The 14,784-nt window shown below is 66.8% G+C and carries 15 protein-coding genes; 3 read left to right on the top strand and 12 right to left on the bottom strand.

Going from position 1 to position 14,784, the window contains the following annotated elements; genetic code table 11:
- Window positions 1-21: 21 nt before the first annotated feature.
- From nbrcactino_RS03745 to nbrcactino_RS03700, 11 genes are all read right to left on the bottom strand, one after another.
- Entirely contained in the window at window positions 22-816 is a 795-nt protein-coding gene (locus nbrcactino_RS03745) for an MlaE family ABC transporter permease (protein ID WP_228460812.1), read from the bottom strand.
- 82 nt (window positions 817-898) lie between these two features.
- Window positions 899-1,543: an ABC transporter permease gene (locus nbrcactino_RS03740; RefSeq protein WP_371864549.1), complete on the bottom strand. Its 645-nt coding sequence runs from the start codon at window positions 1,541-1,543 to the stop codon at window positions 899-901.
- A 15-nt stretch (window positions 1,544-1,558) separates the two neighbouring features.
- Window positions 1,559-1,759, bottom strand: a complete 201-nt coding sequence (locus nbrcactino_RS18470; RefSeq protein ID WP_228460663.1) for a hypothetical protein — start codon at window positions 1,757-1,759, stop codon at window positions 1,559-1,561.
- A 25-nt stretch (window positions 1,760-1,784) separates the two neighbouring features.
- On the bottom strand, window positions 1,785-2,630 hold the full coding sequence (locus tag nbrcactino_RS03735; RefSeq protein WP_161926141.1) for an alpha/beta fold hydrolase: 846 nt from the start codon (window positions 2,628-2,630) through the stop codon (window positions 1,785-1,787).
- A gap of 179 nt (window positions 2,631-2,809) precedes the next feature.
- Complete coding sequence (locus nbrcactino_RS03730; RefSeq protein WP_161926140.1) at window positions 2,810-3,892, bottom strand: ferredoxin--NADP reductase; 1,083 nt, start codon at window positions 3,890-3,892, stop codon at window positions 2,810-2,812.
- On the bottom strand, window positions 3,889-4,737 hold the full coding sequence (locus nbrcactino_RS03725) for an SDR family NAD(P)-dependent oxidoreductase (RefSeq protein WP_161926139.1): 849 nt from the start codon (window positions 4,735-4,737) through the stop codon (window positions 3,889-3,891). The genes nbrcactino_RS03730 and nbrcactino_RS03725 overlap by 4 nt, the downstream gene beginning before the upstream one ends.
- Before the next feature lie 23 nt (window positions 4,738-4,760).
- On the bottom strand, window positions 4,761-6,356 hold the full coding sequence (locus nbrcactino_RS03720; RefSeq protein WP_161926138.1) for a flavin-containing monooxygenase: 1,596 nt from the start codon (window positions 6,354-6,356) through the stop codon (window positions 4,761-4,763).
- Window positions 6,357-6,470: 114 nt separating this feature from the next.
- A complete protein-coding gene (locus nbrcactino_RS03715; protein WP_161926137.1) occupies window positions 6,471-7,364 on the bottom strand; it encodes an alpha/beta fold hydrolase in 894 nt (297 codons plus the stop codon).
- Complete coding sequence (locus nbrcactino_RS03710; protein ID WP_161926136.1) at window positions 7,361-8,368, bottom strand: AurF N-oxygenase family protein; 1,008 nt, start codon at window positions 8,366-8,368, stop codon at window positions 7,361-7,363. Before nbrcactino_RS03710 ends, nbrcactino_RS03715 begins: the two co-directional genes overlap by 4 nt.
- 79 nt (window positions 8,369-8,447) lie before the next feature.
- Window positions 8,448-9,443: a diiron oxygenase gene (locus nbrcactino_RS03705; protein WP_161926135.1), complete on the bottom strand. Its 996-nt coding sequence runs from the start codon at window positions 9,441-9,443 to the stop codon at window positions 8,448-8,450.
- Window positions 9,436-10,782: a saccharopine dehydrogenase family protein gene (locus nbrcactino_RS03700; protein ID WP_161926134.1), complete on the bottom strand. Its 1,347-nt coding sequence runs from the start codon at window positions 10,780-10,782 to the stop codon at window positions 9,436-9,438. The genes nbrcactino_RS03705 and nbrcactino_RS03700 overlap by 8 nt, the downstream gene beginning before the upstream one ends.
- Window positions 10,783-10,926: 144 nt before the next feature.
- Between nbrcactino_RS03700 and nbrcactino_RS03695 the strand changes: the two genes are divergently transcribed.
- On the top strand, window positions 10,927-11,283 hold the full coding sequence (locus tag nbrcactino_RS03695) for a DUF4873 domain-containing protein (protein WP_161926133.1): 357 nt from the start codon (window positions 10,927-10,929) through the stop codon (window positions 11,281-11,283).
- 69 nt (window positions 11,284-11,352) lie between these two features.
- Here nbrcactino_RS03695 and lpdA read toward each other — a convergent pair whose 3' ends face one another.
- Window positions 11,353-12,762: a dihydrolipoyl dehydrogenase gene (gene lpdA, locus nbrcactino_RS03690; RefSeq protein WP_161926132.1), complete on the bottom strand. Its 1,410-nt coding sequence runs from the start codon at window positions 12,760-12,762 to the stop codon at window positions 11,353-11,355.
- 110 nt (window positions 12,763-12,872) lie between these two features.
- Here lpdA and nbrcactino_RS03685 point away from each other — a divergent pair, with 110 nt between their 5' ends.
- Window positions 12,873-13,445 carry a TetR/AcrR family transcriptional regulator gene (locus nbrcactino_RS03685; RefSeq protein WP_161926131.1) on the top strand — a complete coding sequence of 191 codons (573 nt, stop codon included), beginning with the start codon at window positions 12,873-12,875 and terminating at the stop codon, window positions 13,443-13,445.
- A 54-nt stretch (window positions 13,446-13,499) separates the two neighbouring features.
- Entirely contained in the window at window positions 13,500-14,702 is a 1,203-nt protein-coding gene (locus tag nbrcactino_RS03680) for an NADH:flavin oxidoreductase (protein WP_161926130.1), read from the top strand.
- Window positions 14,703-14,784: the final 82 nt, after the last annotated feature.

Genomic DNA, 14,784 nt, shown 5'->3' with positions numbered 1-14,784 from the left:
CAGCAGACTAGGCATTCAGTATCACCCCGAGATCCGCACGCCGACGTCGAGGCCCCAGAAGGTGAGGGTGAGGATCATGTCCGCGAGCACGACGACGATCAGACTCGCCCGGATGGCCTGGCCGGACGCGCGCCCGACCCCCTCCGGGCCGCCGGAGGCGAAGAATCCCTGATAGCTGTGCACCAGCGTGATCAGTGCTACGAAAACGGCGACTTTAATGACCGAGTAGAGGACATCCTCGGGGCGGATGAATGCCTCGAAATAGTGGTTGTATGTACCCGAGGACTGTCCGTGGATCACGTTGACCACAACCGAGCAGGAGAGGTAGCTGAGAATCAGCGTCAGCAAATAGAGCGGGATGGTGCTGATCAGCGCCGCGATGACGCGCGTAGTCACGACGAACGGGATCGGTTCGACTCCCATCGCTTCCAGCGCGTCGATCTCCTCATTGATCCGCATCGCACCGACCTCAGCGGTGATCCGGCACCCGGCCTGGATGGCGAACCCCACGGCGGCGATCATCGGCGCCATCTCGCGGGTATTGGCGTAGGCGGAGACAAACCCCGTCAGGGGGCCCATGCCGACCATGTTGAGGGCACTGAATCCCTCGATGGCGATAGACGCACCGACGGCCAGTCCCATGAGCACGAGCACCGACACGGTGCCCCCACCGATGACGAGTTTTCCGCTACCGAACGTTATATCGGTCAGCACAGTCATCATCTGGCGCCGGTAGTAGCGCAGAGTGCGCGGAACCGACATCACGATCGCCCAGTAGAAGCCGATCTGCCTCCCGAGCTCGTCGAGCGGGAACATCGCTGCCCCCCACGCGCGCCCTATCGCCCGCCCGGGCCGCGACTGGCCGAACGTCGTCTGCGAAATCGTCACCATGACCGCATCACCCGATCCGCGCCGGCAGGAACATCGAGACGAGCTGGGTGATGATCACGTTCAGGATGAAAGCCGCGATGACCCCGATGACCACGGCCGCGTTCACTGCCTGTGCCACTCCGCGCGGGCCACTAGTCGCCTCCAACCCGCGCTGGCACGCAACGATCACGATCACGACTCCGAATATCACCGACTTACTCAGCGCGACGATGAGGTCTCCCATCGTGGCGAAGGCGGCAAACGAACTCATGTAACTACCCGGGACGCCGTCCTGGTAAACAATGGTGAGCACATAGCCGACGCCGATCCCCATGAAGATGATCAGTACGCACAGCATCGGGGCGAGTGCGAGCATGGCGAGCATCCGCGGCGCGACTATCCGCCGGGCCGGATCGATGCCCATGGTGCGCATCGCCTCGAATTCCTCGCGGATCGTTCGGGCGCCCAAGTCCGCGGCGATCGCCGATCCGGCCGCACCGCCGAGAAGCAGAGCCGACACCATCGGCGAGCCCTGGCGGATCACGCCGAGTCCGCCGGCGGCGCCGGCCATCGAAGTGGCGCCCACCTGCTGGCTCAGACTGCTGACCTGCACGGTGACGATGACGCCGAACGGCACGGACACCAGGATCGCCGGCAACGCGGTCACGCGGATAATGAACCACGCCTTCTACGCGGCCTCGTGCCACTTGAACCGGCCCGAGAGCATGTCGGTCACCGCGTACACCGTGGCGAGCACGAAGAGTTTCAGCGCCCGCCCGGTCGTGGCGACCGACATCATGGCCGAGTCCACCGCCCACTTGATCAGGCGCTGCGGCAGGTCGGTCACCCGGCGCGGGCGCGACGGCGAGTCTGTCGAGGTCACCGTCACGCCGACACCCTCGGTCGAAGAGCCATCAGCCCGGTTCCTCCACGAGTTGGGCGTCGATCACGTTGGCCGGCGCGGCTTCGGCGACGACGCCGAGGATCTGCAGAGCGACCTCGGCAGTCTGCTCGAGCGGCAGCATGTGGCCGCCGGTCCGGTATTCGATCAGGCGCGCCGCCGGAACGGCCTGGGCCATCGCACGACCGTGCGCCAGGGGGAAGAACTTGTCCTTGGCGCCGGACAAGATCGTCACGCGCGCGTTTCCGTACGCGGGGACATGCGCCAAGCGCTCGTGTTCGAGGATGGAGCCGACGAGCGACGCGACCGCGGGCATGTGCGCCTGTCGGGACTGGTCGAGGGTGCGGCGGAGGTGATCGACACTGGGGCCGGACCCGAAGGCGAATCGGGCGAACTGCCGGAGCACGACGCGCGGGTGACGGGGAATCGACGCGCGCCGGACGACCGCCTGCACGAGCTTGATCGCCGCCGAAGCACCCGGGAGCCGGCGCACCGCGGCCGCCACGCCCCCGGGCGTGCTCGCGACAAACACCGCGCCCGATACCCGCTCGGCGACCAGCGCCGGATGGCGTTGGGCCAACGCGAGCATCGTCATCCCGCCGAGCGAGTGTCCGACGAGAACCAGCGGTCCGGACGGAACCAGCCGACGGACCACGTGGGCCAGATCGTCGGCCAGCCGCTCGAGGTCCGGTTCGTCACGGCCCGAGCCGCCGTGGCCGCGCGCGTCGTAGGCGATGACCCGCACGGTGGCGGCCGCGACGAGCCGAGCCGTGACGTCCTCGAAGACCTGCGAGGTCAACGACAGGCCGTGCAGCGCGACGATCGTCGCGACGGCGTCCGCGGGCCCTTCCTCAGTCACGAACAACTCGCACCCGTCGTCCATCGGCAGGCTGTATCGACGCCGAATACCCATTGCTGCTCTCAATCCCCCGGAGACCCCAGGCTGCACGAACTTTTAGTATCTAGTACTACTGGTTGCAGTTCTATCACACGCATTCCCGCTAGGAAGCGAATTATCAGAACTGAAACGTCAGTCGGCTACTGATCGAACTCGATCTCGACCTCGTCTGAGATGGGCACCGCCTGGCAGGCCAACGTGAGGCCCGCGGCCAGGTCGGCGTCGACCAGCGTGTCATTGCGAAGCATCCGGACGTCGCCGGAACGGATCGTGCACGCGCACGCGCTGCATGCGCCCTCCCGGCACGAGTACGGTGCGTCGATCCCCTTCGACAACAGCACGTCGAGCAAGGGGACTTCGCGCGGCCAGGAGAGATTGTGTTCCTCCCCGGCCACCTCGACCCGAACCCGTGCGTCTTCGGCCCCCTCGGTGATCGGCGGGATGACGATGTCGGCGAACGGATCTCCCGACAACGACTGGAAGATCTCGGTGTGCACATGCGACTCGGGCACCCCGGCGTCGGCTAGCGCCTCGCGGGCCACCGTCATGAATCCGTCCGGACCGCACAGATAGACGTCGCACTTACCGTAAGGCTCGAGCCGGTTCGCCAAGTAGTCCCGAGTGACCTGCCCGTCGCGGTCGTCGAGGTGGTGGCGGACCGCGAATCGGTCGGGGAACTCCACCATGATCTCTTCGAGCTCGGACGCGAAGATGATGTCCTCCTCGCATCGGTTGGCATAGAAGAAGAAGATTGCACCGCTGCCCCCGATCAGCGTGGACTTCGCAATCGACAGCAACGGCGTGGCACCGCTCCCTGCACCGACAAGCAGCAGATCCTGATGCAGCGAGCGGGGGACGAACTTTCCCGAAGGGGACAGGACCGTGAGTCGGTCCCCTGCCCGCAGGCGGTCGCAAATCCAGTTCGACGCGTGGCCGCCGGCGACTCGCTTGACCGTGATGATCAAATGGTCGTCCAGGTGAGGCGAACTGGACAACGAGTAGCAGCGCGCCACCGCGGGGTCGCCGTCGGTCGCGCCGGGCACCTGCACCGTCAGGAACTGCCCCGGCAGGTACCGAAACTTGGTCACCAGCCGGTCGGGGACCTCCAGCACCACTGAAACCGCATCGGCGGTCTCGGCGATGACCTCAAGCACCTCCAGCGTCTGGACGTGTGTGTTTGCCGCGACGGTACCGGGATCGGTGTCGGTGTCGGTGTCGGTCACAGCGAGAACCCGAGCCTCTCCCCGACCGCGAACCCGACGCGCGCGAACGGAGCACCGACATCCTGGTACCGCGGCCCGACCAGGCGCGGGATGGCGTCGAAGACGCGCGCGTCGGGACCGATCAGCACGCGCGGCTTGTTCGCCCGTACACCCCGGAGGATCGCCCGCGCCGCCGAGGACGGCCTGGTCACCGCTATGAGCTGGAATCCCTTGTGTGCCAACTCGGCCCGACCCATCGCGTCCACACCTCGAGCATTGGCCACGATGTTGGTCTTGATGCCTCCCGGGTGCACGCACGTCACGCCGACCGGGTACTTCCCTATCTTCATCTCCTGTCGCAACGACTCGGTGAATCCGCGAACGGCGAACTTCGCCGCGTTGTACGCGCTCTGCGTCGGGATCCCCATCAACCCGAACACAGACGAGACGTTGACGATGTGGGCGTCACCCGAGTCGATCAGGTGCGGCAGGAAAGCCTTGGTGCCGTAGGCGACACCCCAGAAGTCGATGTTCATCAGCCATTCGAAATCGGCCCACGTCATGTCTTTGACCTCGGCCCCGAGCGCGACCCCGGCGTTGTTGAACAACAGGTTGGCGCGGCCGAATTCGTTGATCACATCCTCGGCGTGGGTGTACACGGCGTCCTTGTCGGCCACGTCGAGCGTGTAGGGAATGGCCTTCACCCCGGCCTTCTCGCACAGCGCAGCGGTCTCGGCCACAGCCGCGGTGTCGATGTCCGAGAGCGCGAGCGCCGCACCGTCGTCGGCCAAACGCAGCGCCAGGCTGCGCCCAATACCCGATCCTGCGCCGGTAATGACGGCGACTCTGTTCCGGAAATTCTTCATGTCGTGTCCTTTCGTGATTCGTGTCAGGCACCGACGGCGGCCACGCCGCGCTGTCGGGCGTTGGGATCGCCCGCACCGTTGCGAGCGAGGAACTCGAACTCCTGGGGCCGCACCCGTCGAGTGCTGAGCCAGTAACGCCAGGTGTATCCGGGCCACAGCGTCCGATTGTTGCCGTGCTCGTCGAGGTACCAGCTCTGGCATCCGCCGGTGTTCCACACCGAGTTGGCCAGGCGACGCTGCACGTCCTCGTTGTAGGCCGCCTGGACCTCTGCGCGCGGCATGATCGCATCGGCCCCGCGCTGGTTCACGAGGCGGATGGCGTCGCGGACGTAGTGGATCTGCGACTCGATCATGAACACGATCGAGGTGTGCCCGAGGCCGGTGTTGGGCCCGAGGAGGAAGAACGCATTCGGCATGTCGGCCACGGTGATGCCCCGATGCGCCATCGGCCCCTCTTCGCGGAAGCGGCCCACAAGATCGGCGCCATCCTTGCCCTTGATGGACAGGGACTCAAAAGAGTCGGTGACGTGAAACCCGGTGCCGTAGATGATGACGTCCGCTGGTCGCTCCCGCCCGTCGGCGGTGACCAGGCCGCCGGCCGTCGCACCGGCGATCGAGTCGGTGATCACCTCCGACTTAGCCAGGTTGAGCGCCCGGTAGTAGGTATTGGAGCCGAGCAGCCGCTTACAGCCGGGCCGGTAATCGGGGGTCAGCTTGGCGCGCAGCTCCTTATCGTCGATCTGCCGCCGGATGTGCGCCTTTCCGAGTAGCGCGACCGCTTTGAGTAGGGCCGGGCGGTTGTTGAGGGCGTAGGCGCCCGCCTCGGCGCCCCAGTAGAGGCTCGACCGGAAGACCCGGCGCACCCCCGGGACACGTGCCAGGACACGCCTAACCGCCGGCGGGATGTCGACGTTCTCCCGCGGCAGGACCCAGGCGGGAGTGCGCTGGTAGAGCTGCAGCTGGCCGACCTCGTCGACGATCTCGGGAACGAACTGGATCGCGCTCGCCCCGGTGCCGATGACGGCGACCTTCTTGCCGGTCAGATCCACAGAGTGATCCCACTGGGCTGAGTGGAACACCTGCCCGCCGAAGCTCTCGATCCCGTCGATCTCCGGGATGCTCGGGATGTGCAGCGCCCCGATCGCGGACACGACGAACTGGGCGACGTACTCTTGGCCGTCTGCGGTCCACAGGTGCCAGCGCATCTCCTCGTCGTCCCAGTAACCCCGCTGCGCCACCTGGTGGAAGCGCAGGTGCGGCCCCAGCCCGTATTTCTCGCTGACCTCCTTGAGGTAGTTGAAGATCTCCGGCTGGTAGGACCAGAGCCGTTCCCAATTCGACCGCGGCTCAAAGGAATACGAATAGAGGTGAGTGGGCACGTCGCACGCCGCACCCGGATAGGTGTTGTCCCGCCAGGTGCCACCGACATCACCGGCCTTCTCGAGGATGACGAAATCGTCGCGGCCGTCCTTCTTCAGCGCGATCCCCATTCCGAGTCCAGAGAACCCCGAACCGATGATGACGACGCCGGTCTCGATCGGCCGACCGTCCGCCACTTCCTCGCCCTCGCCGGTTCTCGCCTTGTGCTCCTTGGCCGAGCTTGCTGTCTTCGCTGCCATGTTCTGCTTCCTTGATTGGGTCCGATGGGTATGTCGGGGCACCCGTGTCTGCGCTGTGCGCCCCGGGGGATGGGTATCCGGCATCGCCGGTGCGGATGCGGGCCCGCTGCCGCGTTATGCGGAGACGGCCTCTCGTCGGGCCGGATCGGCCTGGGCGGCGCGCGCGACGCTGACCACTTCGCGAATAACGTCGGTCGCCCGTTCGATCGGGATCATGTGCCCCGCGCCGGGGGACTCGATATACAGCGCGCCGGGGATCGCCTCGGCGATGCGGCGGCCGTGGCGGGCCGGGGTGAGATGGTCGCTGGACCCGGCGAACACCACCGTGTTCTTGGTGGCGAAGGCGGGAAGGATGCCTGCGCGGTCATGCTGGAGCAGGGCCTGCCCGAGATCGGCGTAGGTATCCCGGTCAACGCTGCGCATCGCCGCGACCGTCGCGTCGAGATCGTGCCGGCGAGCCGTGCCTCCGAACAGTCCGTATCTCAGCCCGAACCGGGTGAGCGGATTCGCCCGCAACCGCGACGGCGAACCGAGCCGCAGCACTGCCGGCGCCGCGGCGATGAAACCGGGGATCCGCTTGACCGGGTCCCACAGATCCCCCGCCGACGTCGCGACCAAGAGAGTGCCGACCACCCGCTCGTCGAAGACCTGTGGCCACTGCTGAGCGAAGGCCATCAGCGTCATCCCGCCGAGCGAATGTCCGACAAGGATCACGTCGCCGACCGGCGCACACTCCTCAATGACACAGGCGAGGTCGGCGGCCAGCCGCTCGATGGACGCGGTACCGCGTACGCCCGCCGACGAGCGGCCGTGCCCCCGCATGTCGTAACGGATCAGCGCGGCTGACTCCCCCAACGCAGGCAGCGCGCCGCCGACCACATCGGACCACAGCGTCGAGTCGAGAGTCCAGCCGTGGCAGAAGACCACTGACGTCTCAGCACCGGGAGCACCCTCCACGACCACGGACAGGCCAATACCGTCGTCGGTCGTGACGAGGCGGCGGCTCATGCGGCGACCGCCTTGGGCGGCTTGCGCTTCAACTCGGCGACCACATCGGGCGGCAGCGCACGCGCCATGCGGAGGATCCGGGTGGAGACCGCGCCGCGGATGAAGCCTGCCTCGTAGCAGAAGCGCAGGAGCGGCTCCCCGGAGTACACCGCATTCTCCCGATAGCGGGGACTGGTCTGGTTCGCAATGAGGCCGCGCAGCATTCCGATTCCGACCGACCGGTAAACCTTGGGGTTGACCAATGCCGGCATCACGCCGAACACCATCACCGCGAAGGCACCGCGGTGCAACGCGTTGTACGCCTTGCCGTGCGCCGCCATCGAGCGGACCATCTCCTCGCGCGCATAGGTGATATGACGCGCCTCTTCGAGGACATGGATTTTCATCAATTGGCGCAGATGCGGCTGCAGGGTCTCGTCGGCCATCCCCTCGCGCTGCAGCCGATCCAGGATCTCCTCGATGAGAAGGGTGCCCGCGTAGGACGCCGGGCCAACCGGGGCGAACGCCACCAGGCGGACGAGCTTGCTCAGCCCGCGCGGGTACTTGTACGGCTTCACCCCGGACTTGTTGACCATCCGGCTGAACATCGTGGAATGCCGGGTCTCCTCGCCGACCTCAGCGAGTGCGTAGCGGCAGTGGTCGTCGACCATGGTGCGGCTCTGCAGCACCGATCGCATCAGCATCATCGACAGTCCGACCTCGGCGTAGAGGCCGAAACTGAGGACAGCCACCGTCTCATGCTTGCCGAGTTCCCGGCGCTCCTCGGGGGTAAGCCCCTCCCACAGCTTCGTGCCGTAGAGCGTTTGCCGGTGTTCCATGATCCACGCCTTGTCCGGCGCAAGGGGACGGTCCCAGTCGATGTCCAGTTCCGGGTTGTACGCGCGGTCAGCGGTGGACCGCAACAGCCGCTGCGCAGTCTTCTGTCGATCGCCGACGGCACGGCCGGTGCTGGCCGACGCGCCGACCTCGTTCACAGCCTTGGACGTCACGTATTCCGTAGTCATGATTCAGCTCCTAACTAAAAGTACCTGGTACTATGAGTACCATTGTGATTTAATTCACGGCGGTTGTCAAGGTCGATCCTCAACGGCTCGGGGCGGTGTTGGGCACCGAGTCCGGCCAGACTTTCCCCCTGCGCAACAGGAGCCTTTCGGTCGGCGTGCGGAACAGGCCGGCCTCCTTCGCTTCGCTGATGAAGGAGTCGGTCAGCGCCCGGGCACGCATGGGGTATTGGTCGCCCGAACGCGCGATACGCAGACCCCGGCGTGCCGGGATTCCGATCGGCGGATAGACCATGCCGTTCAGCACCATCGGATAGAGACGTGCGGCTGCCATGGCAAGCACGTGGCCACCAACGATCCGCGATACTCGCCGCGAAGCCTGAGCGGTACGGCGGAATTCGTGGCGGGAGAACTCGAGGTGGCGACGGTCGGCCATCTCGTGGATCCGCATCGTCTGGCGCACATGCGGCTGCAGGGAGCTGTCGGAGGCCATCGCCACCGCGTAGCTGTGGATTGCCTCCTGCAGCATGAGGATCAGGCCGTCGGTGATCAGGCCAGCCGGGATGAACACCACGAGTTCGGAGATCAGCCACCCCTCGGCGTACTTCCGATTGATGGGCAGGCCCGTCTTGTTGATCACGCGGGAGAACATAGAGGTGTTGCGGGTCTCCTCCTGGATCGCCTTCAGCGTGTACCGCGTGATATCGCCCATGAGGTCATCGGCCTCGGCGATCGAGCGGAACATCAGCATGGTCATGGCGGCTTCGGCCCGCATCCCGAAGGTCAATACATTGACCAGTTCACGACGACCCAACTCGCGACGCTGCGCCGTGCTCATCCGCTTCCACTCGGGAGAGCCGTACAGCGACGACAATCGTTCGGGAAACCAGTCGAGATCCGATTCGACCGGCGCATCCCAATTGACGTCAAGATCGCCGCTGTACGCCTCCTCCGCCGCAGCCAAGAGCAGACGCTGCGCGGTCTGCTCGCGCTGTGAGATGCGCGCGCGATACTTCGCCGACCGCCCCTCCTCGGTCAGCGGTGCACGGGTGGTCTCATCCCTATCGAACTCAGCCATGAGAGATCTCCTTCTCCTTCAGGTGGACAGCGGTTTCAGGTGACGCCGGGCGAATCGGGTTGTCCGCCAGCCGGTCAATGCGCAGGTCGACCCCACGGTCGACGAGGCGCTGTGTCAGTGGTTTCGCCATGGCGACGGCGGGGGTCAGCACACCACCGTCAACGCAGAGCCGACCCCGGTCGAAGGCGAGAGCGAAGCCGGCCTGCGCCAGGATCACGGCGGTGGCCGCGTAGCCCGGGTCCCCGCGCATGGCGAAGGTCGCCCGGTACCGTGCGCCGCGGGTAGTGCGCGTATAGGTCTCGAACGCAAAATGGCCGCGACTACGGGCCCGCTCGCTCGGCCCAGAGCCCCGACGAGGGGCGAGCGCTCGCAGCAACGCGGCGGGCATGAGCCGCAGCACGGTGACGGTGCGATACATGGCCCCGGACAGACCGAGGGCCATCGCCGCCGCCGGGATCGCGCCCAGCGCTCCGCCGGGCATCGCCATGACCTCGCGGTAGGCGAATCCGCGCCCGTAGGACCAGTCGGTCAGCGTGTTACTGCGCCGAACTACCCGGGAGTTGTGCGGAGCCATGAAGAATCCCCCGGCCCAACCCCGCAGATCCGGGTCGACGTCGGTCAGCCGGACCAACTGCCCGTCGGACTGCGGGCCCAGGTCGGGCTCCTCGCCCCGGCAGTGACTGTGGGTGTAGGGGTCACGGGCGGCGCGGCGCGCCTCGGGGTTCCACGCCATTGTGACGGCGTGGGCAAGCCCCGAAGCCGCGGTGCCGCCGCTGACCCCCCCGCGGATCCGGCGGACCACGAGCGTCGTCTCGGTGAGTTCTCCCTCGCCGTCGGCACGGGCCGCCTCGCCCAATAGTGCGACCAGGAGATCCGAGGGCACCGAGTCAAAACCGCAGCTGTGGACGATCCGGGCACCACTAGCCTCGGCTGCGCCGGAGAACCTGGTAATACTGTCGCGCACAAAGAGCGGCTCCCCGGTGAGGTCGGCGTAGTCGGTGCCCGCCTCGGCGCATGCGCGAACCACCGCGGCGCCGTGTTGGGTGTACGGACCGACGGTCGTGACCACGACGGTCGTCGATGCGGCCATCGCCGCCACCGTCTCCGGGCGCTCGACATCGACGATCATCGTGTCGAAGGCAGCCCCCTCGCGCCGACACGCGTCGGCCACCTGGGCGAGCCTGCCCCGGTCTCGGCCGGCCAGGGCGATCCGCGCCCCGGGCGGCGCAGTTCGCGCCATCTCCCGCGCGGTGAGGCCACCCACATATCCGGTTGCCCCGAACAGCACGATGTCGTACTGCCAGTCGCGGTCGTCCTCGGTATGCGTCGCGTTCTTCATCTGAGTCCCGTTCCGTGATGCACATCACGTAAATTACTTGTACTCTGAGTACCATATACCTGGACTTCCAGATATAGAACAAGAATGGGAAAGCCCGCGTCCCGAACGACCGGACGGACCCGCACCACGAGAAAGGAAGCCGCTATGGCAACTCCGGCATTTGACGACGATCCGCATGAGGACTCCGACTACCGCGGTCCGGCGACAGTCGTGATTCGCGGCACCGAGATCGACGTCGAGGTCGAGATGCGTGGCTACCGCGAACCGATCGACGGAATCTTCCGCTGGATGGGCCGCATCGATCCCAACGAAACGCTGTCCCAGATAGTCGGCGACCTGGCCCGCATGCCAGCCGTCATCCGGACGCCACAGGGCACCCGCGATGGCTTCGTCGGCGACGTCGACTTCTGGGACCGCTACCGGATAATCGGAAAGAGCACACCGCCGTTCCACGTCGCGACCGATCTCGACGACGCGGAGGGGGCAGCCGACCCGGAGTAGCCTGCACCTGCTAGAAACGCAATCGGCCCAACGGTTTTCACCGTTGGGCCGATCCGCGTGGACGGGGGGCTACAGGTTGATCATGTGCCCGATGGCGCCGTGGAAGACCTCCTGCAACGCCTCCGACATCGTCGGGTGCGTGTGCACGTTGCGCGCCAGTTCGTTGGCGGTCAGGTCCCACTTCTGGGCGAGCGTCAGCTCCGGCAGGAACTCCGACACGTTGTCGCCGACGAGGTGCGCGCCGAGCAATTCGTCGTGGGTGGTGTCGGTGATCAGCTTGACGAACCCGGCGGTCTCGCCCAGGCCCTGCGCCTTGCCGTTGGCACTGAACGGGAAGGTCGTCACCTTGACCGCATAACCCTCGTCGCGAGCCTGCGCCTCGGTCAGCCCGAAGGAGGCGACCTGCGGCTGGCAGAAGGTGGCACGGGGCATCATGCGGTAGTCGCCCAGCGTCATGGTCTCGGCACCGGCGATGGTCTCGGCGGCGACGATCCCCTGCGCCTCGGCCACGTGGGCGAGCTGCAGCTTGGCGGTGACGTCGCCGATCGCGTAGATCCCCGGCACGTTGGTGCGCATGTGGTCGTCGATGGCGATGGCACCGCGGTCGGTCAGCTCCACCCCGGTGTTCTCCAGGCCGAAGCCGGTGACCCGGGGGGCGAACCCGACGGACATCAGCACGCGGTCGACGGTGATCTCACCGGGCTGGTCCTTGGCGTCGGCGTAGGCGACGGTGACCGAGGAGCCGTTGTCGGTGACGGTCTGCACCTTCGTCGAGGTCAGCACCTTCACGCCGAGCTTCTTGTACGCCTTGGCGATCTCCTTGGACACGTCGGCGTCTTCGTTGGGCAGCACCCGGTCGAGGAACTCGATGATCGTGACGTCCACGCCGTAGTTGGCCAGGACGTAACCGAACTCCATGCCGATCGCGCCGGCGCCGACGATGGCGATCGACGACGGCAGGTCGCGCGACAGGATCTGCGTCTCATAGGTGACGACGTTGTCCGAAAGCTGCACGCCGGGAAGGAGTTTCACCTCCGAACCGGTGTCGATGATGACGTTGTCGAAGGTGATCTCACGGTCGCCGGTCCCGGAGGCGTCTCCGCCGCGGACGACGATCGTCTTGGCGTCGCGGAAGACGCCGTACCCGTCGATCTCGGTGATCTTGTTCTTCTTCATCAAGTAGTGGACACCCTTGACGATGCCGTCGGAGACCTTGCGGCTGCGGTCGAAGGCCGAACCGAAGTCGAAGCTCACCTCGCCGCTCATCCCGAAGGTCGAGGCCTGGTGGTTGAAGATGTGGGCCAGCTCGGCATTGCGCAGCAGGGCCTTCGACGGGATACACCCGACGTTCAGACAGACACCCCCCCACCACTTCTCCTCGATGACGGCGGTGGTGCGGCCGAGTTGGGCGGACCGGATCGCGGCCACATACCCACCGGGCCCTGCACCCAGGACAACGGTTTCAAAGTGTTCTGACACGCCCTTCAGCCTAGCGCCCGCCCCATAGCCCCGCAGGGGGCTCCCTCCTACCCGTCGGTAATATTCAATCATCGATTGAATCAGTGATTAAAACGTGGTGAACTGTTTCCGTGCCCCCCGAAGCCGCCACCCGCGACCGCCTCCTCGCCGCCGCCGAGGAGCTCTTCGCCGCATCCTCCTACGACGCGGTGTCGGTCCGGGCCATCTGCACCGCCGCGGGGGCCAACGTCGCCGCGGTCCACTACCACTTCGGAACCAAGGAAGACCTGGTCGCAGCCCTGCTCAACGAGCGACTCGTGCCCCGTTGGACCGATGCGGTCACGGCCCTGGGCCCGTCGTCGACGGTGCCCGACGTGGTCGACGCCGTCCTCGCCCCGTTCGCCGAGATCGCCGCCGAACAGACCGGCCGGACCCACCTGCACCTGTTGGCGCGCCTCGTCGCCGATTCCCCGACGACGCGGTGGCCGGCCATCCCTGGCGACTGGACATCGCTGCGGCGGTGGGGCGGTCTGCTGTCCGACCTCGACGAGAAGACCGCCCGGAGCCGCTGGGCACTGGCCTTCGACCTGATCCTCACCGTCTACGGACGCGCCGACCGCATCCCCCGCTCCCCCGACGACCTCGCCGCGTTGCGGTCGTTCGTGATCGCCGGGTTGTCCGCGCCGGTTCCCGCGACCGCCTAGCCCCCGTTCCCGACGTCACAGCCCGACGTCACCGCCCAACGAAAGCAGCCACCGATGACCAGCACCCATCCCGACCCGTTCGCCCCTGCCCGCCTCGGCCCCCTGCGCACCCGCAACCGGCTCATCAAGTGCGCCACCTTCGAGGGGATGACCCCCGACGCCGTGGTCACCGACGACCTCGTCGAGTTCCACCGGGAACATGCCGCCGGCGGCGTGGCGATCAGCACCGTCGCCTATTGCGCGGTCGCCCCCGAGGGCCGCACCGATCGCCACCAGATCTGGTTGCGCCCCGACGCCGTGCCCGGGCTGCGGCGCCTCACCGACGCCATCCACGCCGAGGGTGCCCTGGCCGCCGCCCAGGTGGGCCATGCCGGGCCGGTGGCCAACTCGGTCTCCAACCGCGCCACCGCACTCGCCGCCAGCCGGATGCCGGCCCCGATGGGGATGTCCTTCACGCATTCGCCCGACCCCGACGAAATCGCCGCCCTGGTCCAGACTTTCGCCGACGGCGCCCGGCTGGCCGTCGACTCCGGGTTCGACGCGCTGGAACTGCACTGCGGCCACAACTACCTGCTGTCGAGCTTCCTGTCCCCCTTGCTCAACCGTCGCCGCGACGCCTACGGCGGCTCGCTGACCAACCGCGCCCGGTTCGCCCGCGAGGTGGCCGAGGCGGTCCGTGACGCCGTCGGCGACCAGGTCGCCGTCTGGGTGAAGCTCAACATGTACGACGGCACGCCGCGGCGCGGCCCGCTGCGCGGATTCGACGTCGACGAGGCCTGCGAGGTGGCCCGACTCTTCGAAGCCGACGGACACCTCGACGCCATCGAACCGACGGCCGGCAGTTCACTGCTGAACCCGATGTACCTGTTCCACGGCGATGCCCCGCGCAAGGAGTTCGCCCAGGCTTTCACCGGCGCCATGCGCTGGGGGCTCAAGGCGGCCGGTCCGGTGTTCCTGAAGGCCTACCCCTACCACGACGCCTACCTGCTCCCCCTGGCCCGGCAATTGCGCAGCGCGGTGCGGATGCCGCTCATCCTGCTCGGCGGCGTGACCGACCGCGACTCCATCGACACTGCGATGGCCGAGGGGTTCGACTTCGTCGCGATGGGCCGGGCGCTGCTGCGCGAACCCGACCTGCCCAACCGCTTGGCCGCCGATCCGACGGTCCGTTCGCAGTGCACCCACTGCAACCTCTGCATGCCGACGATCTACACCCACACGCGGTGCCCGGTCCGGACCGGCGAGGTAGTCGGATAGGCGGCTCTACCAAGCCGACCCGGCCCGACCGGACAACCCGTAGAGTCGGTCTCGCGGGACGTCCCCCGAACTGAATCCGTCC

This window comes from Gordonia crocea, assembly GCF_009932435.1.
Taxonomy (GTDB): Bacteria; Actinomycetota; Actinomycetes; order Mycobacteriales; family Mycobacteriaceae; genus Gordonia; species Gordonia crocea.
The sequence above is the reverse complement of the archived record's forward strand: the minus strand, read 5'-3'. Positions and strand labels throughout refer to the sequence as shown.